The sequence below is a fragment of the Flavobacterium quisquiliarum genome (assembly GCF_019308285.1).
Classification (GTDB): domain Bacteria; phylum Bacteroidota; class Bacteroidia; order Flavobacteriales; family Flavobacteriaceae; genus Flavobacterium; species Flavobacterium quisquiliarum.
Genome location: NZ_WWEM01000017.1, coordinates 56,236 through 78,204 on the forward strand (window position 1 = coordinate 56,236; position 21,969 = coordinate 78,204).

The window sequence follows — 21,969 nt, forward strand, 5'->3', positions numbered from 1 at the left end:
AGAACCCTAATTGGGTTGATTTTACTTTTGTTAGCGCTTGCTATCATATTGTCGCTTCCTGTAGTTCAGACTCAAATCGCGAACTATGTTACAAAAACTTTAAACGAGGATTTTAAAGTTGATATCAACGTTGAAAAAACAGCTATCAATATTTTTGGAGGAGTAAAATTAAAGAAAGTGCTGATTCGCGATCATCACAAAAACACTTTAATTTATTCCGATATCATTACTACTGATATTGCGAGCTTCAGTAGATTACTGGATGGAGATTTGATTTTTGGTGATTTACGCCTGACTGGTTTGATCTTTAATCTGAAAACCTACAAAGGTGAGGACGAAAACAATATGAACAAGTTTATCCAAGCTTTTGAAGAAGATAATACACCGCCAAAGAAAAAATCATCTAAACATTTTCTGTTAACAGCTAAGAATGGTTATATTGAAAAAGGACGATTTTCTGTCGTTGATGAAAATAAGACTACACCAAAATTCCTCGATTTTACTAAACTTAACGCCTATATAAGTGATTTTAAATTGTATGGGCCAGATGTAAATACTACAATTCATCGTTTTTCTTTTATGGATCACCGTGGTTTGTATGTTTCTAATTTTGCTGGAAAATTCAGTTATACCAAAAAACAGATTAAAGTTGAGAATCTGGCCATAAAAACTAAAAGATCTTCTATTTACGGTTTGGCGATTTTAAATTATAAACCTTCTGATTTTGTTGATTTTACAGATAAAGTGAAGTTTAATGTAATAATCGATTCTTCTTCTATTGCAACTAATGATATTCGTCATTTTTATGATGGTTTAGGGAAAAATCAGCATTTTAAACTAAAAACAAAGTTAGATGGTCCGTTGAATGATATGACACTTACTAGATTAAGATTAAGTGATACAAACGGATCAAAAATTAACGGAACAATTAATTTTAGAAATCTTTTAGGCAGTAAAACCCAGAAGTTTTCTATGGATGGAAAATTTGATAAACTGCTTTCTAGTTACGACGATTTGGTAATTCTGCTTCCAGAAGTTTTAGGAAAAAAACTTCCTGTGGAAATGAAAAGAATCGGAAAGTTTAATATTGTCGGAAAAGCAAAAGTTTCCACTACAGATTTAGAAACCGATTTTAAAATAGGAACAGACATAGGAAACGGTCAGGTTGATCTTCATATGAATAATATGGATTTTATTGATAAAGCTTCTTATTCTGGAAATATAATTTTAAATGGTTTTGATATCGGAGCTGTTTTAAATCGAAAAGATGTAGGAAAAACAACTTTAAATCTTGATGTTGATGGAGTTGGTTTTACCGAAAAATATTTGAATACTATTGTTAAAGGTGATATTGCAAAATTAGATTATAACAAATACACCTATAATAATATAGTAGTTAATGGAAATTTTAAACTGCCATATTATAAAGGACAAATTACAGTTAACGATCCTAATCTAAACTTGAGTTTTGATGGTTTACTGGATTTAAGCAAAAAGGAAAATCGTTATGATTTTCATATCAATGTAGAAAACTCAGATTTAAGAAAACTGAAATTTGTAAGTGATTCAATTTCTCATTTTAAAGGAGATGTTGTCGTTCAAGTTACAGGAAACTCCATCGAAAATCTTCAAGGGAATATATTTTTAAAAGATGCTGAATACCAAAACCCTAAAGCAAGCTATGTTTTCGATGATGTAACCGTAAGTTCAAATTTTGATGCTGATCGATTAAGAACCATCACAATTAGTTCTAATGATGTTGTTGATGGAAAGATTGTGGGTAAATTCAGATTTGATCAGTTAGATAAGCTTGTAATGAACTCTGTTGGAAGTTTATATACCAATTATAAACCGTATAAAGTTAGAAAAGGTCAGTTTTTACGATTCAATTTCCGTGTTTATGATAAAGTGGTCGAAATGCTTTATCCTGAAATTAATATCGATTCTTCTACAACAGTAAGAGGAAAAATTGATTCTGATTTACAAGAATTTAAATTCCGATTTAATTCGCAAAAAATTACGGCCGCAAAAAATACTTTTGATAATATCCGAATTAATATTGATAATAAAAATGCACTTTATAATGCCTATATTGAATTAGACAGTATTAAAACTCCTTATTATAAGATTCGTGATTTTAATTTAATTAATGTTACGGCCAAAGATACTTTGTTTGTTCGTTCTGAATTTAAGGGAGGAAATGAAGGGGAAGATTATTTCAATTTGGATTTATATCATACAATTGACAAAAACAAGAATAACATTGTCGGGATTAAGAAGTCTGAAATGAAGTTTAAAGATTATATATGGTATTTAAACGAAGAAGCAGGTGATGATAATCAGATTGTTTTTGATCAATATTTTAAAAACTTTACGATAGATAACATTATTTTATCTCACGAAAATCAGAAAATTGATTTAAATGGAGTGATCAAAGGGAAGGATTATAAAGATCTCGTACTGAATTTTGAAGATGTTGATATTAATAAAATTACACCGGTCAATTCTAAGTTCGTCTTTGATGGTAATTTAAATGGAAGTGTTAATTATAAGCAGAATAAAAATGTTTATCAGCCAACGGCTTCCATAAAAATTGATCATTTAGTGATGAACAAGACAGAGTTAGGTACGCTTAATTTTGATATTTCGGGAGATGAAAGTTTTAGGAAATTTACAGTCAACTCGTCGATACAAAATGGTTTTACAGAATCGTTTAGAGCCAGTGGAAATTTTGCCATCGAAAATAAAGAGACTATTGTAGATATGAGTTTAAAACTAGAAGGATTTAATCTTGCTACCTTAGGAACTATCGGAGGTGATGTTTTATCGAATATTCGAGGTTCGGTTTCAGGAAACGCTGCTGTGGTTGGAAATCTGAAAAAACCAGAAATCAACGGACGTTTATATGTCGAAAAAGCAGGAATGACAATTCCATATTTAAATACCGATTATGAATTAAGTGATCGAACAGTAATCGATTTAACTAACGAAAAATTCCTGTTTAGAAATAATCAACTCACAGATACTAAATATGGTACAAAAGGTTTACTTAATGGAAGCATTGAGCATAAGAATTTTGGCGATTGGAAATTAGATTTAAATATCACTTCTAAACGACTGGTTGCTCTGGATACAAAAGACAGTGATGATGCCGCTTATTTTGGTACAGCCTTTATCAACGGATCTGCAAGTATAAGAGGTCCTGTAGAAAGTTTGTTTATTAAAGTTGAAGCAAAATCAGAAAAAGGAACTGAGGTTAAAATACCAATTAATAATGCACAAAGTGTAGGGGAGAGCAGTTGGATTCATTTTGTGACGCCAAAAGAGAAATACAATCTCGCAAATGGAATTGTTGAGAAAACTAAAAATTATAATGGTCTAGAATTAGAGTTTGATTTTGATATTACACCAGATGCTGAAGTAGAAGTTATTCTGGATCGTAATTCTGGGCACGGAATGAAAGGAAAAGGATACGGATCGCTTTTGTTTAAAATTAATACACTGGGTAAATTTAATATGTGGGGAGATTTCCAGGCATACGAAGGAACTTATAATTTCAAATACGGCGGACTGATCGATAAAAAGTTTGCAGTTAAAAAAGGTGGTTCTATTATTTGGGAAGGAAACCCGATGCGTGCTCAGCTAAATCTAGAAGCCGTTTATAAAACGCAGGCTAATCCAGCCGTTCTTTTAGATAATACTTCCTCATTCAATAAAAAAGTGCCGGTAGAGGTTGTTATCGGACTAAGAGGAGATTTAGCTAGTCCTGAACCTAATTTTGACATTCAATTCCCATCGGTAAGTAACGTGTTGAAATCGGAAATTCAGTATAAGTTAGACGATAAAGATATTCGCCAGACACAAGCTTTATATTTATTATCTACAGGTTCGTTTATGAGTACAGACGGATTTAGCCAGGGAGATTTCTCTGGAACTTTGACAGAAACCGCTTCAAGCTTATTCGGAAGTCTTATAAAATCAGATAATGATAAAGTAAATATCGATTTAAATTACATTGCGGCCGACAGAAGAATGGGGCAGGAAGTCGATGGTCAGTTTGTGGCAAATATTTCTTCACAGGTTAATGAAAGGATTACAATTAATGGTAAACTTGGAGTTCCAGTAGGAGGAGTAAACGAATCGGCAATTGTTGGAGATATCGAAATTTTGTATCGTGTAAACGAAGATGGAACAATGAATCTGCGTCTTTTTAATAAAGAGAATGATATCAATTATATAGGGCAAGGAATTGGATATACACAAGGTGTCGGGATTTCTTATGAAGTAGATTTTGATACATTTAGTGAATTGGTGAATAAATTATTTAAAAATCATAAGATAGAAAAGGCCACAAAAAATTCATCGGACGATCTTCAAGATTCTTATCTTCCAGATTATATGAGTTTCTCAAACAAAAAGGAATCAGACAAAAACAAAAAGAAGGCGGAAAAAGAGCAAGAGAAAAAGAAAAAAGAAGAAGAGAAGGAAAAAGAAAAGAAAAAACAACAGGAACCTTACAATAATCAAGGCGTGATTCCAGACGATAATGATTATTAACACTTTGTTAAAAATAAGCATTTGTAAAACCATTATTCTCATAATGGTTTTTTTTGTGCTAAATTTAGAGGCTCTAAAAGAGAATTTTTTAAGTGAGAAGGAAAATTCGATTTTTATAACACTTCATTTGGGTATTGTTAATTTTGATGATTTAATTAAAAAAAAGGCCTTTTATTATTTTAAATGAAATTTTTGCCATCAAAAAACTTATTAACGAAAACGTTTGAATTTAACATATTTTATTAATTTATAATAAACATAACGAGAATACTGGTGAATGTTTGCTAATTTTACAACTTTAATACTTAAATAATGTCAAAAACAATAAAAAAAGTAGGTGTTCTTACCTCAGGAGGAGACTCACCAGGAATGAATGCTGCAATACGATCAGTTGTTCGAACATGTGCTTATCATAATATAGAATGCGTAGGGATTTATAGAGGGTATCAAGGAATGATCGAAGGCGATTTTAAAGAAATGGGCCCTCGAAGCGTTAATAATATTGTAAATAAAGGAGGAACAATCTTAAAATCGGCTCGTTCTGTTGATTTTAGAACACCGGAAGGTAGAAAAAAAGCTCACGAAAACCTTTTGAAAGCTGGAATTGATGCTTTGGTTGTAATTGGTGGAGACGGAAGTTTTACTGGAGGACTAATCTTCAATTCAGAATATAATTTCCCGGTAATAGGAATTCCTGGCACAATTGATAATGATATTTATGGTACAAGTTTTACTCTAGGTTACGATACTGCTTTGAATACTGTTGTTGACTGTATTGATAAAATTAGAGATACTGCAAGTTCACATAACCGTTTATTCTTTGTAGAGGTTATGGGTAGAGATGCAGGTCACATTGCACTTAACGCCGGAATTGGTGCAGGTGCTGAAGAAATTCTTATTCCTGAAGAGGATCTTGGTTTAGATCGTCTTTTAGATTCACTGCAAAAAAGTAAAGCTTCAGGAAAATCATCTAGTATCGTGGTTATTGCTGAAGGAGATAAAATTGGTAAAAACGTATTCGAATTAAAGGATTATGTTGAGGCTAATTTACCTGAGTATGATGTACGTGTTTCTGTATTAGGTCACATGCAGCGTGGTGGTTCACCATCTTGTTTTGACCGTGTTTTAGCAAGCCGTTTAGGAGTAAAAGCTGTAGAATCATTATTGGAAGGAAAATCAAACTACATGGTTGGTCTTAAAGAAGATAAAGTGATTTTAACACCACTTGAACAAGCTATTAAAGGAAAATCAGAAATTGATAGAGAGTTATTAAGAGTGTCTGACATTATGTCGACATAACCCATATAAAAGTTTAAAATAGAGAGAAGTTTATTGTGAGGAAATTAGACTTTGAAATAGTGTAATAAAAACAAAAAGCAAAAATTTAGTAAAATGTCAAAAGTAAAATTAGGAATAAACGGATTTGGACGTATCGGAAGAATCGTTTTTAGAGAGTCTTTCAACAGAGATAATGTAGAAGTTGTTGCAATCAATGACTTGTTAGACGTAGATCACTTAGCTTATTTATTGAAATATGATTCAGTTCACGGTCGTTTCGACGGAACTGTAGAAGTTAAAGAAGGAAAATTGTACGTAAACGGAAGAAACATCCGTATCACTGCAGAAAGAAATCCTGCTGACTTAAAATGGAACGAAGTTGATGTAGATGTTGTTGCTGAATGTACTGGTATCTTCACAACTATCGAAACTGCAAGTGAGCACTTAAAAGGTGGAGCTAAAAAAGTAATCATTTCTGCTCCTTCTGCTGATGCTCCAATGTTTGTAATGGGAGTGAACCACGAAACTGCAAAAGCTTCTGACTTAGTTGTTTCTAACGCATCTTGTACTACAAACTGTTTAGCTCCTTTAGCTAAAGTTATCAATGATAACTTTGGAATTGTTGAAGGTTTAATGACTACAGTTCACGCAACTACTTCAACTCAAATGACTGCTGACGGTCCTTCTAGAAAAGACTGGAGAGGTGGACGTGCTGCTGCAATCAACATCATTCCTTCTTCAACAGGTGCTGCTAAAGCGGTTGGAAAAGTTATTCCTGAATTAAATGGAAAATTAACAGGTATGGCTTTCCGTGTACCTACTGCTGACGTTTCTACTGTAGATTTAACTGTAAAAGTAGCTAAAGAGACTTCTTACGAGGAAATTATGGCTGTATTGAAAAAAGCTTCAGAAAACGAATTAAAAGGTATCTTAGGATATACTGAAGATGCAGTTGTTTCTCAAGATTTCATCTCTGACAAAAGAACATCTATTATCGATGCTGGTGCAGGAATTGGTTTAAATTCAACTTTCTTCAAATTAGTATCTTGGTATGACAATGAGTACGGATACTCAAGCAAATTAATTGATTTATCTGTACATATTGCAGGTTTAAAATAATAATATATATTTTTGCAAAATCCCGTTATGTAAGTAACGGGATTTTCTTATTTTGTTACCTCTATAATTAATGTAAAAATCACACTTTTAAATTAAAAATAGAAAAACCTAATCCCAAAAACTAAACGAAATGAAATTAATAGTTGATAGTGGATCTACTAAAGCCGATTGGATTGCAATTGATGATAATGGAAAAGTATTATTCACAACACAAACTTTAGGGTTAAATCCTGAAATTCTTGACGGACCGGAAATTATTTCAAGATTAAACGACCGTTTTGATATTTTACAAAACAAAAAAAATGCAACACATTTGTTCTTTTATGGAGCAGGATGTGGAACAGACAGAATGAAAGAATATTTGAAACAAGTCTTTCAAGAGTATTTTACTAACGCAATTGTTGACGTTCAGGAAGATACTTATGCTGCTGTTTATGCAACGACTCCAAAAGGACAAGAGGCGATTGTTTCTATTTTAGGAACAGGATCAAACTGCAGTTACTTTGATGGAAAAGTGTTGCACCAAAAAGTTCAGTCATTGGGATATATTGTTATGGATGACTGCAGCGGAAATGTTTTTGGTAAAGAATTAATTAGAAAGTACTATTTTAATAAAATGCCTAAAGAATTGGCTGTTGAACTTGAAAAAGAGTACGACGTTGATCCAGATTTTATTAAAAACAAATTATATAAAGAACCAAATCCAAATGCTTATTTGGCAACTTATGCTAAGTTTTTAATTAAGCATAAAGACACAGAGTTCTGCAGAAAAATTATCTTTAAAGGAATGAAATCTTTTGTTAAGAATTATATCAAACAATTCGACAACTGTAAAGAAGTTCCAGTACATTTTGTAGGTTCTATTGCTTTCTATTTGAAAGACGAATTACAAGAAACTTTTGATAAATATGAACTTCAATTAGGTAATGTTTTAAGAAGACCTATTGATGGATTAATTGCATACCATGTCGCTAATCAATAGTTCTGGTTTTATGGAAATTGCCATTATTGCTCATGATGGAAAAAAAGCTGATTTAATTGATTTCTTGATCAAAAATGAAGCGATTTTACACAATGAAAAAATAAGGCTGATTGGTACAGGAACTACGGGAGGAAAAGCGGAAGCAGCAGGTTTTAAAACTCAAAGAATGCTTTCAGGACCTCTTGGAGGTGATGCGCAGATTGCTGGTAGAGTAGCGGAGGGAATTACACAAATGGTTTTCTTTTTTAAAGATCCTTTGTCGAGCCATCCGCATGAGGCAGATATTAATATGCTGATTCGTGTTTGCGATGTGCATAATGTGCCGCTGGCTACTAACGAAGCAACGGCACAATTATTATTAGATGCTATTGCACAGCAATTATAGAAATCTCAACATTTACATTTTTTGGCAAACAAGCCACTTGAACCGTTTCACGAGCTGGAGCGGTTTTTTCGTTAAAATAAGATCCGTAAACGGTATTTATAGCGCCGAAATTATTCATGTCCATAATGAAAATAGTAGCCTTAACTACATTTTCAAAAGTCATGTCGGCAGCTTCAAGAATCGCTGCAATGTTTTTCATTACTTGGTCAGTCTCATCATTGATGTTGTCTGTAACTAATTCTCCTGACTCAGGATTGATTGCAATTTGTCCAGAAGCATAAAGTGTGTTTCCAGATAATACAGCTTGATTGTAAGGCCCAATTGGAGCTGGAGCTTTCTCTGTAAAAATAATTTTTTTCATAATGAAAGTATGTTTGGTTCGAAAAAGTAGCTTATCGGTTAGAAACGCTTCGTTTGTTCCATTTAATATCGCTTAGCATACCAGATTTAATTCCGATAAAGAAATTCCAGTTTGAATTTGTACCCATTGGTTGCCAGTTAAATGCCATTCTCCAGCTTAATAGGTCTCTTTCGAAACGGAATTGAGTAAAGGTAACTCCTTTTTGTACAAAGTCATAACCAGTAGAAACACCGCCTTTCCATTTTGGTGTAATATCAGTATTAATAGAAATCATCAGGGAATTCCCAGAGATTTGATTTTGTCTCGTTGTATTAGAATATGTCAGCGAGTAAGCTAAAGTCATATCCCAAGGAATTTTAGAATTAAAGAATTCTGTAATTACATCATCTTTTTCCGGTTCATTTGCAAACTGACTATTCCTGCTGTCATTTAAGTCAGTATTCGTTCCAAATAAGTCATCGTTTCGTCCTCCATTCCGCTGACTCTGGGTGTTTTTTTCTTTGCCTGTACCTTTGTTTGAAAAAGAATAATTTACAGTTACGTTGGCACTAGTTAATCTGAATAAACTTCCTCCATTGTCAATATTAAACATATTGATTCTGTTGTTGCCACTGTCTAATGCGTAAGGATCTAAAGTAGCACCAAAGTTCATGTTCATTTTATTGTCAAAAAACTGAGTTCCGCCGCTAACTAAAATAGGTTGTAATGCTAAAGTTGTTTTTCCATCAGCATTAAAATTGTAGCTTGTGCTAAAGTTTAAGTTGTTTAGCAGCATTATTTTTTTAGGTTCTGTTTTTGTGCTGTCTCTGTCTCTAACTTTGGCTTCAAAAGTATTACTCAAAGCAAAACCAACAATGTTGGAGTTGTCTTTTCCAGGTGCTCCAAAAATACCGTTTTCAAATCGTGTATATTGAGTAGTAATAGTTCCAGTAGCATCTACAGCATAAGTGTCGTAATAACGCTCAAAACTTGGTGTGTAAGCATAAGTAATACTTGGACGCATGACGTGTCTGATGGATTGAATTTTTTTATCTTCTCCAAAATCAAACGTTCCATATATTGTAGTACCTAAATTCATGCTGAAGTTGTAGGTTCTAAAAGAATCAAAACCATTTACGGTGGTAGGTTCTGCTTGTCCTGTAGAAGAATCGTAAGCTTTATGTGTGGTTTTATTAACCCATGTTTCCTGATATGTGGTAGAAGCTCCTGCACTAAAATATTTAAATATCTTAAAGTTAGTACTAAGCGGAATAGTATGCTGCATTCCTAATTGTGCATCTTGAAACATTTGTGGTTTAAAGAATAAGGAATCTTTAGTCTTGAAATAGTTTTTACCACTTACGCTGTATTGTAAGTTGATATTTTTAATTAACCCTTTTTTTACGCCATTTTTCCCAACAAAAGGATAAACACGGTCAATACTACCCTGTAAGGAAGGAAGTGTCATGATGATGTCTTCTGTTTGTGTGTTTTGGCTATGGGTTGCAGATAATGCAATACGAGCACCCGGAACTGTATTAAAGGTTTTATTGTAGTTGATAGATGAACTTAAAGTATTATTCAGATTTGATCCAATGTTGGCTTGGTTGATAGAGCGTTTAAAGTATTTACTGCTACCCATATTTACCGATGCAGAAAAACTTGAATTTGGATTTGATTTAGAGTCTTTAGAATGAGACCACTGTATGTTGTAAATGTTTTGTTTAGAATAATCAGGATACCCGCGTTCGCTGTTGATTAGATTTTCAAAACGGATATTTACGTTACCACGATATTTGTATCTAGTAGCATACGCAGATTCAAAACGCATCGCATAACTTCCGTTGGTGTAATAATCTCCTAATACAGTTAAATCGTAATTATCACTTAGTGCGAAATAATAACCTCCATTTTGCAATGAAAACCCTCTTGTATTCGAGTCGTTGTAACTTGGTACAATGATTCCGGAAACACTTTTTTCTTGGCTTAAAGGAAAATAGCCATAAGGAAGTGCCAGTGGAGTAGGAACATCAGCAATGACCATTTGTGTTAAGCCGGTTACAATTTTTTTACCAGGTACAAATTTTATCTTACTCGTTCGAAAATAGTATTCGGGATTGTCAATATCAGTTGCGGTTGTAATGCGGGCCCCTTTCAAGTAATAAACAGAATCGTTTTCTTTTTTAGTGATTGCTGCTTTAATATTTAATTCTCCTTGTTTGGTTCTTGAATTATAAATTAATGCTTTTTTTGTTTTGAAATTAAAACGAATTGAATCAGGCTGTACTTCGTTTGAGCCTTGTTTGAAGTTAGGAAATTGAGTTAGAACGCCAGCAGAATCTTTTATTCTTCCTGCATAAACTTCATCCTTTTCATAATTTAAGACAATTATACCAGATTTTAATTCAACGTCTTTGTAGTATAATTCAGCCTCGTTATATAAGGTAATTAATTTTTTCTTTTGATCAATTTTCGCATAATCTTTTGCTTTATATCTAACTTTTCCATCCAAAAAAGTCTTTTTGGTCTTAACTGTATCCAGTTTTATGGTGTCATTAAGTACAGGCGTTTCTTTATCTGATTGTTTTACAGCAGGTAAAGGCTTTTTTTTGTTTTTTATTTCTTGCGAATATAAATTACCACAACCTATAGTTAGGAAAAATGATATTAAAACGATATTAAATAAGTTTGTATGCAAAGGTTTAAATGCTATTTTTGTAAAATTATGGCGTGTTTTTTGACATGTCAAACTTACATATAATTTTTTGGCAAAAATAATCAATTCTGAAAATTATAACAGCTGCATTTTATTAAAATTAACTTTTAGATTTATGAATAGAATTAACAAATTTAAGGTAATATTTACTTTATTTCTAATATTTCTGTCTTTTTGTGCTCAGAGTCAGTCAAATGTGTTTAAGGTAACTCTTGATGCCGGACATGGAGATCACGACTTTGGAGCTGTTTACAGCGGCAGGATTGAGAAAAATATTGCTTTAGCTATTGTTTTGAAAGTGGGGAAAATTTTAGAACTTAATCCAAATGTTAATGTAATTTACACTAGAAAAACGGATGTTTTTATAGATTTGGTAGAAAGAGCCAATATTGCAAACAGAGCCAATTCAAATATTTTTGTGTCTATTCACTGTAATGCCAATAAAAATACTGCTGCTGACGGAACTGAAACTTACGTAATGGGTTTAAGTAAAGTTGCATCAAACTTGGAAGCAGCGAAGAAAGAAAACTCGGTAATTACGTTAGAGAAAGATTATAAACGTAAATATGAGGGGTACGATCCAAATTCTCCAGAATCCATGATTGGGATGACTCTAATGCAGGAGGAATATTTGGACAATAGTATTTCGCTGGCAACTAAAATTGAAGATAATTTTGAAAAGTTAGGAAAAAAACTTCGTCAGGGGGGGGTAAAACAAGCGCCTTTTATGGTGCTTCATAAAGCTTATATGCCTAGAGTTTTAGTAGAAACAGGTTTTATTTCAAATCCAACTGAGGGAAATATTTTAAATTCAGAAGAAGGTCAGGATGATATTGCGAAAGCCATTGCTGAAGCTATTTTGAGTTACAAAAGGGAATATTTTGGCTCAGGAGGTGAGTCAGATGACAGTCGGCCCATAAAGGATACTTCAACTCCGGCTAAACCCAAAACGACCACTCCAGTTACTGCGGTAAAAAATGCACCAAAAGGAACGTTTTTTAAAGTACAGCTTATAGCGAGTATCAAAAAAACACCATTGGAGCCAAAAAACTTCAAAGGACTTAAAAATGTTACCATGTTATTTGAAAACAATATATATAAGTATTTTTACGAAGAAACTTCTAGTTACGAAACAGCGCAAAAGTTTTTGCAAGAAGCTAAAAGTAAAGGGTATGGGGCAGCATTTTTAGTAGCAACTAAAGATGGAGAAAAAATCAGTATTCAGGACGCCATTAAATAATAAGCCCAAGTTCGAATATTTATATTAATTTTGTACAAACACTTAGAATTTTGAAACTAACAAGAGAAATTAAAACGGCTATATTAGTCATCGCATCGATTTTATTATTTATCTGGGGTTACAGCTTTTTAAAAGGCAAAGATCTTTTTACAAATTACACCATGTTATATGCTGAATATGATAATGTTGAAGATTTGTCACTTTCTGCACCGGTTACTTTAAACGGACTGGCAATAGGTAAAGTAAATAAAATCACAATTGATGAAGTAACAGGGAAATTATTAGTTGAACTCCAATTAAAGACAGATTTCCCAATTTCAAAAACAAGTACTGCTACAATTTATTCTCCGAGCTTAATTGCTGGAAAACAGATTAAAATTGTTCCAAATTTTGCTGATAAAGAATTAGCAGAGGACGGTCAGAAATTAACCTCTACAGTTGAACTTGGATTAACAGAATCTCTAGGAGGGAAAATTGAGCCAATTCAGCAAAAACTGGACAAAATGCTTGTAAATATTGATGTTCTGGTTACAGGATTGAATAACACCTTAGATAAAAATACTCAGGAAAATCTAAAGAAAACTATTGCAGAATTAAGTCAGACCATGACACAGTTTCACAAAGCTTCAGGAAGTCTAAACAATATTTTAGATACTAATAAAGGGCAGATTAATGGAATGGTTTCTAATTTTAATAAAGTGTCCAATAACTTTAATAAAATTTCTGATTCTTTAAACAAAGCTGATTTAGGAAAAACAGTACGTAACTTAAACCAGATGTTAGCGAAAGTTGATGCATTAATGGCTAACTTAAATTCTGGAAAAGGTACGGCTGGAAAATTATTAAATGATGAAGCCTTATATAACAACTTAGCAAAAACGTCAAAAGAGCTTGAATTGTTATTGCAAGATGTACGTCTTTATCCAACGCGTTACGTAAACGTTTCTCTTTTCGGAAAGAAAAATAAACCTTACGTAGCACCAACAGAAGATACAAACTCAACTGATAAAAAATAATTATAAATGAGTTATTTAGATAATATTTTATTTGCCATACTTCTTATAGTTGGTTTCGGTTTTTTTGCAGCGAGCGTAAAAAAGATCATCCGAAACATTAATCTGGGAGTAGATGTAGATCGAAAAGATAATCCTAAAGCTCGTTGGAAAAACATGGCACTGATTGCTCTTGGGCAATCAAAAATGGTGAGACGCCCTGTTGCTGGAATACTGCATATATTCGTATATGTTGGTTTCATAATTATTAATATTGAATTGCTTGAAATTATTATTGACGGGCTTTTTGGAACTCATAGAGTTTTTGCGCCGTATTTAGGTGTGGTTTATGATGTTTTAATTGCTTCGTTTGAGATATTGGCAATACTTGTAATTTTTGCTGTTACCGTTTTTTGGATTAGAAGAAATGTAATTCGTTTAAAACGTTTTATTAATTCAGACTTAAATGGTTTCCCAAAAAGCGATGCCAATTATATTCTGTATTTCGAAACCGTTTTAATGATTCTGTTTTTATTGATGAATGCTTCTGATTTGCATTTACAGAATGTACCAGGCGGTTATTCACATTTTCATAAAGCAGGAAGTTATCCAATAAGTCAATTTATTGCGCCAATTTTTAATGGTACATCTAATGAGTTAGTTGGACTTTTGTTCGAAGTATTTTGGTGGCTGCATATAGTAGGTATTTTGGTTTTTATGAACTATTTATATTTTTCAAAACACCTTCATATTCTTTTAGCATTCCCAAATACCTATTTTGCTAATTTAAAACCAGAAGGACAGTTTGATAATTTAGAATCGGTAACAAAAGAGGTGAAATTAATGATGGATCCAAATGCAGATCCATTTGCCGCAGCACCAGCTGATGAAAATGCTGCTCCGGCTAAATTTGGAGCTAGCGATGTTCAGGATTTAAACTGGGTACAATTATTAAATGCTTATACTTGTACAGAATGTGGTCGTTGTACATCTTCTTGCCCAGCAAATCAAACCGGGAAAAAATTGTCTCCTCGTAAGATTATGATGGATACTAGAGATCGTTTGACTGAAGTTGGAAAAAACATTGATGCCAACAAAGGTGTTTTTGTTCCTGATAATAAATCACTTTTAAACGATTATATTACTCCAGAAGAATTATGGGCTTGTACGTCTTGTAATGCTTGTGTAGAAGAATGTCCAGTAAATATCAGTCCGTTGTCTATTATTATGGATATGCGTCGTTATTTGGTAATGGAGCAAAGTGCCGCGCCAATGCCGTTGAACGCCATGATGACGAATATCGAAAATAATGGAGCACCATGGCAATACAGCCAGCAAGATCGATTAAATTGGAAAAACGAGAACTAATTTTTAGTTCACGATAATATATAAGAATTCAGATTTCAGAATAAAATTTGAAACTTTAAACTTTAAACAAAAGAGAGAGAAATGTCAGAAAGTTTAGTAGTGCCAACAATGGCAGAAATGCTTGCCGAAGGAAAACAGCCAGAAGTTTTGTTTTGGGTAGGTTGCGCAGGAAGTTTTGATGATAGAGCAAAAAAAATTACCAAAGCATTCGTACGAATTTTAAATCGTACTAATGTATCTTTTGCGGTTCTGGGTACAGAAGAAAGTTGTACTGGTGATCCTGCCAAAAGAGCTGGTAACGAGTTTTTGTTTCAGATGCAGGCGATGATGAATATTGAAGTTCTGAATGCTTATGAAGCAAAAAAAATCGTTACTGCTTGTCCGCACTGTTTTAATACATTAAAAAATGAATATCCTGAATTAGGAGGGAATTACGAGGTTATTCATCATACAGAGTTTTTGAAATCATTAATTGATGATGGAAGATTAACCGTAGAAGGCGGTCAGTTTAAAGGAAAGAAAATTACTTTTCATGACCCTTGTTATTTAGGAAGAGCGAACAAAGTTTACGAAGCACCAAGAGATTTGATTCAAAAATTGGATGTTGAGTTGGTAGAAATGAAACGTTCTAAAGCAAATGGTTTATGTTGTGGTGCTGGTGGTGCACAAATGTTTAAAGATGCAGAACCAGGAAATAAAGAAGTAAATGTATTGCGTACGGAAGATGCTCTTGAGGTAAAACCAGATATTATTGCAGCAGGTTGCCCATTCTGTAATACGATGTTAACAGATGGTATTAAACACGCACATAAAGAGGGGGAAGTAAAAGTAATGGATGTTGCTGAATTAATAGCAAACGCGCAAGATTTGTAAAAGATTCTGAGTTGCTAAGATGCTAAGGCGCTAAGTTTTTTTATTAACAATTCAAGAAATCTAAAATCAACAATCTAAAATCTAAAATTAAAATGTATATACCTTTTGAAAATTTACCAGGTGAATCTAGAGTCTGGATTTACCAATCAAACAGAAAATTTTCTGAGGAAGAGTTTTCTGAAATTGAAACCGATTTAAAGACTTTCGTGGAACAATGGGCAGCGCATGGTACAAGCCTTGAAGCTTCTTATTTGTTGAAATACAATCGATTTATAATATTGGCTGTAAATCAGGACGTGCAAGCAGCGACTGGTTGTTCTATTGACAGTTCGGTTGAATTTATCCAAAGTTTAGAGAAAAAATACGACGTCGATTTATTGGATAAAATGAACGTTACATTTAAACTTGGAGAACATATAGCGCACAAACCATTAATTGATTTCAAAAAAATGGTTAAAGATAAAGCGGTAACTGGAAATACAATTGTATTTAATAATCTAGTTAATAATATAGAAGAGTTTAATGATGCTTGGGAAGTTCCCGCAGCTGATAGCTGGCATAGTAGATTTTTCTAATAGAATTTATAAAATAGTGTGGAAAGGCATGAAATTTAATTTTCATGCCTTTTTTATTTATGATAGGATTTTGATTGTTAATTCAGTATTATTGTTTTTTAAAACCAATAGTATAATTTGAATTGTATGAAAGAAGAAATTAAAATGATGGCTAGTATTTCAGCTAAATCAAGCTTGAAATGGCTAATTGTAATGGTTGGCGGGAATATCTTTACGTTGATCTTGTTTTTTATAATTCTTTTTCAAAATGCAAGCTTTGCCGGTGGTGGACACGGAAATGCTTATGCTTTTATAGTAGGTTTACTTTTAAATAATATTTGTGGATTTATCTTATTTGTTGGAGCGCCTGTTTTTGCCTTTTTATATTTTGTAATCGCAAATAAAGTCGCAATTCAACAGATGATTTATTTGACTTGGAAAAACAAAAAGTTTTCTGATTATATTGATTCGAAAGTAGTTTTTTTAGTGGATAAAATAACAGACTCAAATCGTTTGGTAGGCACAATCTCTAATGAATCAATGTTAAGATTGAAATTGTTGGAAGCTAATAAAAATGATAAGGAAAGTTCTAGAATTAAAAAGAAAATTATTAATTATCTGTTTCAGAAAATTAAATTGGATGATATTGATTTTAGCAGAGAAGATTTAAAATTGTCGCAGATAGTTTCTGTGAAATTAAATCAATTTATTTCTGAAACTGTAGAACCTTCATTACTGTTCTTTTGGTTGTTGTTGCTGTTGCAAGTTGTTTTGTTTGTAATTGCTCAATTTTAGAAAGGGGAACTGAAAAACAAAATGCTGTTTTTTAGCCCCGATGGGAGTGGTATCCTTTTGTGCCGGGGTTCGGCACAAAAGATATAATGGACAGCGGGACGACTGGTTGTTTTGATCGATATCGTACTGCTTCTAAAAAAAAATATTAACTGGAATTAATCTAATTTTGTCAAAAATCTAACAATTTAAAAGCTTATTTAAAGGTGATTTTTGAGTATTTTCGTAGAATTAAATTTAATCCATGAAAATAGCAATTGTTTGTTATCCTACTTTTGGAGGTAGTGGTGTAGTAGCCACAGAGTTAGGTCTCGAATTAGCCAGAAGAGGACACGAAATACATTTTATTACATATAGTCAGCCAGTGAGATTGGCACTTTTAAATCCGAATGTTCATTATCACGAAGTAAATGTTCCGGAATATCCATTGTTTCATTATCAGCCTTATGAATTAGCATTATCGAGTAAATTAGTCGATATGGTTAAGTTATATAAAATTGAGCTTTTGCACGTGCATTATGCTATTCCGCATGCTTACGCAGGATATATGGCAAAACAAATGCTGAAAAATGAAGGCATTAATCTGCCAATGATTACAACACTTCACGGTACAGATATTACTTTGGTTGGGAATCATCCTTTTTACAAACCAGCAGTAACTTTCAGTATTAATAAATCAGATTATGTAACTTCGGTTTCGCAGAGTTTGAAAGATGATACTTTGAAGCTGTTTAAAATTAAGAACAAAATTAAAGTCATTCCGAACTTTATTGAATTGGATAAAGTAAAGAAAGATCCAAACGCACCTTGTCATCGTTATGTAATGGCAAATGAAGATGAACGTATTATAACACATATTAGTAATTTTAGAAAGGTAAAACGTATTCCAGATATTATTAAGATTTTTTATAACGTTCAAAAAGAAATTCCAGCTAAGTTAATGATGGTTGGGGATGGACCAGAAAAAGAAAAAGCTGAAATTTTATGTCAGGAATTGGGAATTTTAGATAAGGTAATTTTCTTTGGAAACAGCCACGAGATTGATAAAATCTTATGTATGACCGATTTGTTTTTACTACCTTCTGAAACAGAAAGTTTTGGTTTAGCGGCATTAGAAGCTATGGCTTGCGGTGTGCCGGTAATTTCAAGTAATTCGGGAGGATTGCCAGAGGTAAACTTTGACGGTTTTTCTGGATATTTGAGCAATGTTGGAAATGTTGAAGAAATGGCTCAAAATGCTTTAAAAATACTAAAAGACGACAAAGTATTGAATCAGTTTAAAGCCAATGCTTTGGAAGTGGCTAGAAAGTTTGATATTAAAAATATTCTGCCTAAGTATGAAGCCTTGTATCAAAAAGCTGTAGATGACTACAAGTATGAAAAACATTAAATCGTAAAGAGATATAAATGAAAAAGGTAATTTCTATTTTTGTAATTTTTGTTTTAGTTTCATGCGGCGTGAAGAAAGTTGAAAGTTCAAATGCATTATATGAAGTTTTAACGAAACAGTCTGACGGTGGCGGGAATATTAAATTTTTTGAAATTCTGACCGAGCCAAACGAAATTAAAATGCTGGAAAATGACCCAATTTTGGCAGAAAAAATGAAGAATCCAAATGTTCATGATTACAATTATGTGATTTTGAACATGGGCGAAAAAAACACAAGCGGTTATTCTATTGATGTCGAAAAAGTGGAAGAAACTGATAAGAATATTATCATAACAGTTAAAGAAAACAATCCTGCAAAAGATGCTGTGACAATGCAGGTTATTTCGTACCCATACACTGTAGTAAAAATACATTCTAAGAAAGAAATTATTATTAAGTAGTTTAGTCCTTAGTCCTTAGTGATTAGTTAAGGGGTTGTGAGTTAGATGTCAGGCTGAGCGAGGTCGAAGCTCTTTTTATATATTAAGCTCTTCGAACTTTGTTTTGTGGACTTAGTTTAAAAACATAAAAAAACCTGTCGTTTTTAAACGACAGGTTTCTTTTTTACAATTTTTTTTACTTTTATTTAGAATCTGAATTTAACGCCTAAACCAACGTCGAATCCAAAGTTGTCATCATCATAGTAGCCAGAACCAATTTCTGGTCTTGCGTCTAGAGATAATGTAAGCGGTACTTCTTTAAATCTGTATTCGATACCAACATCTCCTGCTGCAAATACATAGGTTCCGCTGTCTTTAAATCTGTTATCGTTATAGTGATAGTTATAATCCCATGCAGCTAAACCTCCACCGACACCTGCGTACCAGTTAAAACCTCCTTCGATGTTCCAGACCCATTGGTAAAGTGCTACACCTTTAATAGCATCTACATCCCTACTGTTTCTCCAGCCTAAATCAAATTCAAGTCTGTTTTTTTGATTTAATCCTAATTGGTAAGATACCTCACCACCAAATCCGTTGTTGTCTCCTAAACGTAATCCTAAAGCGTGTTTTGAAATTTCTTGTGATTGAGCCGTAAATGCTAAACCAAAAAGCATAATGGCAGATAATATTATCTTTTTCATAAAAATGGTTAAATTATTTTTTTTCAAATGTATTATTACAGTTATACAGAGAACGTATAATATTTTTGAAAATTGTTATATAATTTACATTTTTGTTTTATAAATACTACAATCTGCTTGTTTTGAAGGTTCTAAAAGTAAAATTATTTCAATATTATTGATGATATTAATTGTGAAGACAGAATATCTTCCATTTCGAAAAGATTCTCTTCTTCAATAAAATTACTTGCTTTATAAGAGAAAAGTTTCCATCGTTTTTTATGATATTCAAGCGCAGTCAAGTTTTCTACCCAGTCTCCTGAATTTAAATATAAAGTAGATCCGTGTTTGTTTTCTTTGGTCATGATTTTTGGTTCGTGAATATGACCGCAGATTACATAATCGTATTTTTTTTCGATAGCTAAATCTGTTGCAGTAGTTTCGAAATCAGAAATAAATTTAACGGCTTTTTTGACACTGGCTTTAATTTTTTTAGAAAAAGAGTAAGGTTCGCGTCCTAATTTTGCCAAACACCAATTAACAAATCGGTTCATTAGAATTAAATAATCATATCCTAATCCGCCCAATTTTGCAATCCATTTAGAGTGCTGTACAGAAGCATCAAATACATCTCCGTGAAAAATCCAAGCTTTTTTGTCGTCTAATTCTAAAACTAATTTATCAACCAAAGCAAAATTTCCCATATTCATATCACTGAATTTACGAAGTATTTCGTCGTGATTTCCAGTAATATAATACACCTTTGTTCCCTTAGAAGCCATTCCGATAATACGTTGAATAACTCTTAAGTGGGCTTTTGGAAAGTAAGATTTTCTAAACTGCCAAGCATCAATTATATCACCGTTTAAGACTAAAGTTTTGGGTTTAATGCTTGAAAGATAGTTGTTTAGTTCTTTTGCATGACTTCCGTAAGTTCCTAAGTGAACATCAGAAAGAATGACCAATTCGACATTTCTTTTTTTCAATTTTTCTTGATTTGAAGTTTTACAAATTAATAAAATTTTGAACTTTTTTATTTTATCAAAAGGTTATGAAAATGCAGATAATTTTACCAAATTGTGATTTTTAATTGGTTTAATGTTTAGTTAATAATACCAGTTTTAAATTTTTTAATTTAATTCATAAAACTTACATTTGCTCAAAACAAAATACAATGGCAGGAAACAGCTACGGCACCCTATATAAAGTGACAACATTTGGAGAATCTCATGGTGAAGCTTTAGGCGGCATTATTGACGGATGCCCTCCAGGAATACAACTTGATTTTGAAGCGATTGAAGTAGATATGGCAAGAAGAAAACCTGGCCAGTCGGCAATTGTTACACAAAGAAAAGAACCAGATGCAGTTCAGTTTTTATCTGGAATCTTTGAAGGAAAAACTACAGGAACTCCAATTGGCTTTATTATTCCAAATACGAATCAAAAGTCAGATGATTATTCACATATAAAAGACAATTACAGACCAAGCCACGCTGATTATGTTTACGATCAGAAATATGGTTTCCGTGATTATCGCGGTGGTGGAAGAAGTTCTGCTCGAGAAACTGCAAGCAGAGTTGTAGCTGGTGCAATTGCCAAACAAATGTTACCAGAAATTAAAATCAATGCTTATGTCTCTTCTGTTGGGCCAATTCATTTAGAAACGCCTTATCAAGAATTAGATTTCTCTAAAATAGAAAGTAATCCTGTTCGTTGTCCAGATGAAAAATCGGCTGCGATTATGGAAGAATATATTCGTGATATCCGCAAACAAGGAGATACTGTTGGAGGAGTTGTAACATGTGTGATTCAAAATGTGCCAGTTGGTTTAGGCGAACCGGTTTTTGATAAACTTCATGCTGAATTAGGAAAAGCAATGCTCTCTATCAATGCAGTAAAAGGTTTTGAATACGGAAGCGGTTTTTCTGGTTCTGAAATGAAGGGAAGCGAACACAATGATTTGTATAATCCTGACGGATCGACAAAAACAAATCTTTCTGGTGGTATTCAAGGCGGTATCAGCAACGGAATGGATATTTATTTCAGAGTAGCTTTTAAACCTGTTGCTACTATTATGCAGACTCAAGACTCATTAGATAATAAAGGAAACATTACACCAATGACTGGAAAAGGACGTCATGATCCATGTGTAGTTCCTCGCGCAGTGCCTATTGTAGAAGCAATGGCTGCAATTGTTTTGGCTGATTTTTATTTAATCAACAAAACATATTAATAAAAGGTAAGACAGTGAGGGTCTTATATTTTAATAATCAAAAAATAA

At 32.8% G+C, this 21,969-nt stretch carries 18 protein-coding genes; 14 read left to right on the forward strand and 4 right to left on the reverse strand.

Going from position 1 to position 21,969, the window contains the following annotated elements:
• The first annotated feature begins 15 nt into the window (after positions 1 to 15).
• From GSY47_RS06635 to GSY47_RS06655, 5 genes are all read left to right on the forward strand, one after another.
• A complete protein-coding gene (locus GSY47_RS06635) occupies positions 16 to 4,557 on the forward strand; it encodes a translocation/assembly module TamB domain-containing protein (protein ID WP_246611276.1) in 4,542 nt (1,513 codons plus the stop codon).
• A 312-nt stretch (positions 4,558 to 4,869) separates the two neighbouring features.
• A complete protein-coding gene (gene pfkA, locus GSY47_RS06640; RefSeq protein WP_091492971.1) occupies positions 4,870 to 5,856 on the forward strand; it encodes a 6-phosphofructokinase in 987 nt (328 codons plus the stop codon).
• A gap of 93 nt (positions 5,857 to 5,949) precedes the next feature.
• Positions 5,950 to 6,954, forward strand: coding sequence for a type I glyceraldehyde-3-phosphate dehydrogenase (gap, locus tag GSY47_RS06645; protein ID WP_179004947.1), 1,005 nt, complete (start codon positions 5,950 to 5,952; stop codon positions 6,952 to 6,954).
• A gap of 130 nt (positions 6,955 to 7,084) precedes the next feature.
• Positions 7,085 to 7,936, forward strand: a complete 852-nt coding sequence (locus GSY47_RS06650; protein ID WP_179004949.1) for an N-acetylglucosamine kinase — start codon at positions 7,085 to 7,087, stop codon at positions 7,934 to 7,936.
• A 10-nt stretch (positions 7,937 to 7,946) separates the two neighbouring features.
• Entirely contained in the window at positions 7,947 to 8,321 is a 375-nt protein-coding gene (locus GSY47_RS06655; RefSeq protein WP_091493358.1) for a methylglyoxal synthase, read from the forward strand.
• Here the strand turns inward: GSY47_RS06655 and GSY47_RS06660 are convergent.
• Positions 8,302 to 8,682: a RidA family protein gene (locus tag GSY47_RS06660; protein WP_179004951.1), complete on the reverse strand. Its 381-nt coding sequence runs from the start codon at positions 8,680 to 8,682 to the stop codon at positions 8,302 to 8,304. The two genes, GSY47_RS06655 and GSY47_RS06660, sit on opposite strands and share 20 nt — an antisense overlap.
• A 31-nt stretch (positions 8,683 to 8,713) precedes the next feature.
• Positions 8,714 to 11,410 (reverse strand): putative LPS assembly protein LptD, encoded by a 2,697-nt coding sequence (locus GSY47_RS06665; protein ID WP_219071195.1) that lies wholly within the window; start codon positions 11,408 to 11,410, stop codon positions 8,714 to 8,716.
• Between the two features lie 82 nt (positions 11,411 to 11,492).
• Here GSY47_RS06665 and GSY47_RS06670 point away from each other — a divergent pair, with 82 nt between their 5' ends.
• The 8 genes from GSY47_RS06670 (at position 11,493) to GSY47_RS06705 (ending at position 19,026) form a co-directional block, all read left to right on the forward strand.
• Entirely contained in the window at positions 11,493 to 12,617 is a 1,125-nt protein-coding gene (locus GSY47_RS06670) for an N-acetylmuramoyl-L-alanine amidase family protein (RefSeq protein WP_219071196.1), read from the forward strand.
• A gap of 50 nt (positions 12,618 to 12,667) precedes the next feature.
• Positions 12,668 to 13,633, forward strand: coding sequence for an MlaD family protein (locus GSY47_RS06675; protein WP_179004957.1), 966 nt, complete (start codon positions 12,668 to 12,670; stop codon positions 13,631 to 13,633).
• Between the two features lie 6 nt (positions 13,634 to 13,639).
• Positions 13,640 to 14,977 carry a (Fe-S)-binding protein gene (locus tag GSY47_RS06680; protein ID WP_179004959.1) on the forward strand — a complete coding sequence of 446 codons (1,338 nt, stop codon included), beginning with the start codon at positions 13,640 to 13,642 and terminating at the stop codon, positions 14,975 to 14,977.
• A gap of 81 nt (positions 14,978 to 15,058) precedes the next feature.
• A complete protein-coding gene (locus GSY47_RS06685; protein ID WP_071638767.1) occupies positions 15,059 to 15,850 on the forward strand; it encodes a (Fe-S)-binding protein in 792 nt (263 codons plus the stop codon).
• Between the two features lie 92 nt (positions 15,851 to 15,942).
• The gene (locus GSY47_RS06690; RefSeq protein ID WP_179004961.1) at positions 15,943 to 16,425 is read left to right on the forward strand and encodes an ABC transporter ATPase; all 483 of its coding nucleotides are present in this window, start codon (positions 15,943 to 15,945) and stop codon (positions 16,423 to 16,425) included.
• A 126-nt stretch (positions 16,426 to 16,551) separates the two neighbouring features.
• Positions 16,552 to 17,199, forward strand: a complete 648-nt coding sequence (locus GSY47_RS06695) for a hypothetical protein (protein WP_179004963.1) — start codon at positions 16,552 to 16,554, stop codon at positions 17,197 to 17,199.
• 241 nt (positions 17,200 to 17,440) lie between these two features.
• A complete protein-coding gene (bshA, locus tag GSY47_RS06700; protein ID WP_179004965.1) occupies positions 17,441 to 18,586 on the forward strand; it encodes an N-acetyl-alpha-D-glucosaminyl L-malate synthase BshA in 1,146 nt (381 codons plus the stop codon).
• 17 nt (positions 18,587 to 18,603) lie between these two features.
• The gene (locus GSY47_RS06705) at positions 18,604 to 19,026 is read left to right on the forward strand and encodes a protease complex subunit PrcB family protein (protein ID WP_179004967.1); all 423 of its coding nucleotides are present in this window, start codon (positions 18,604 to 18,606) and stop codon (positions 19,024 to 19,026) included.
• A 185-nt stretch (positions 19,027 to 19,211) separates the two neighbouring features.
• On the opposite strand, the gene GSY47_RS06710 is transcribed toward GSY47_RS06705, so the two are convergent.
• A complete protein-coding gene (locus GSY47_RS06710; RefSeq protein WP_091492988.1) occupies positions 19,212 to 19,709 on the reverse strand; it encodes a hypothetical protein in 498 nt (165 codons plus the stop codon).
• 143 nt (positions 19,710 to 19,852) lie between these two features.
• Positions 19,853 to 20,674, reverse strand: a complete 822-nt coding sequence (locus GSY47_RS06715; RefSeq protein WP_179004969.1) for a UDP-2,3-diacylglucosamine diphosphatase — start codon at positions 20,672 to 20,674, stop codon at positions 19,853 to 19,855.
• 188 nt (positions 20,675 to 20,862) lie between these two features.
• On the opposite strand from GSY47_RS06715, the gene aroC reads away from it, so the two are divergent.
• Positions 20,863 to 21,921, forward strand: coding sequence for a chorismate synthase (gene aroC / locus GSY47_RS06720; protein WP_179004972.1), 1,059 nt, complete (start codon positions 20,863 to 20,865; stop codon positions 21,919 to 21,921).
• The last annotated feature ends 48 nt before the right edge of the window (positions 21,922 to 21,969 follow it).

What these genes read in the sequence shown, in the direction of transcription:
- pfkA (WP_091492971.1), top strand. Translation starts at nt 4,870, where the DNA reads ATGTCAAAAACAATAAAAAAAGTAGGTGTTCTTACCTCAGGAGGAGAC.
- gap (WP_179004947.1), top strand. Translation starts at nt 5,950, where the DNA reads ATGTCAAAAGTAAAATTAGGAATAAACGGATTTGGACGTATCGGAAGA.
- GSY47_RS06650 (WP_179004949.1), top strand. Translation starts at nt 7,085, where the DNA reads ATGAAATTAATAGTTGATAGTGGATCTACTAAAGCCGATTGGATTGCA.
- GSY47_RS06655 (WP_091493358.1), top strand. Translation starts at nt 7,947, where the DNA reads ATGGAAATTGCCATTATTGCTCATGATGGAAAAAAAGCTGATTTAATT.
- GSY47_RS06660 (WP_179004951.1), bottom strand. Translation starts at nt 8,682, where the DNA reads ATGAAAAAAATTATTTTTACAGAGAAAGCTCCAGCTCCAATTGGGCCT.
- GSY47_RS06670 (WP_219071196.1), top strand. Translation starts at nt 11,493, where the DNA reads ATGAATAGAATTAACAAATTTAAGGTAATATTTACTTTATTTCTAATA.
- GSY47_RS06680 (WP_179004959.1), top strand. Translation starts at nt 13,640, where the DNA reads ATGAGTTATTTAGATAATATTTTATTTGCCATACTTCTTATAGTTGGT.
- GSY47_RS06685 (WP_071638767.1), top strand. Translation starts at nt 15,059, where the DNA reads ATGTCAGAAAGTTTAGTAGTGCCAACAATGGCAGAAATGCTTGCCGAA.
- GSY47_RS06690 (WP_179004961.1), top strand. Translation starts at nt 15,943, where the DNA reads ATGTATATACCTTTTGAAAATTTACCAGGTGAATCTAGAGTCTGGATT.
- GSY47_RS06695 (WP_179004963.1), top strand. Translation starts at nt 16,552, where the DNA reads ATGAAAGAAGAAATTAAAATGATGGCTAGTATTTCAGCTAAATCAAGC.
- bshA (WP_179004965.1), top strand. Translation starts at nt 17,441, where the DNA reads ATGAAAATAGCAATTGTTTGTTATCCTACTTTTGGAGGTAGTGGTGTA.
- GSY47_RS06705 (WP_179004967.1), top strand. Translation starts at nt 18,604, where the DNA reads ATGAAAAAGGTAATTTCTATTTTTGTAATTTTTGTTTTAGTTTCATGC.
- GSY47_RS06710 (WP_091492988.1), bottom strand. Translation starts at nt 19,709, where the DNA reads ATGAAAAAGATAATATTATCTGCCATTATGCTTTTTGGTTTAGCATTT.
- aroC (WP_179004972.1), top strand. Translation starts at nt 20,863, where the DNA reads ATGGCAGGAAACAGCTACGGCACCCTATATAAAGTGACAACATTTGGA.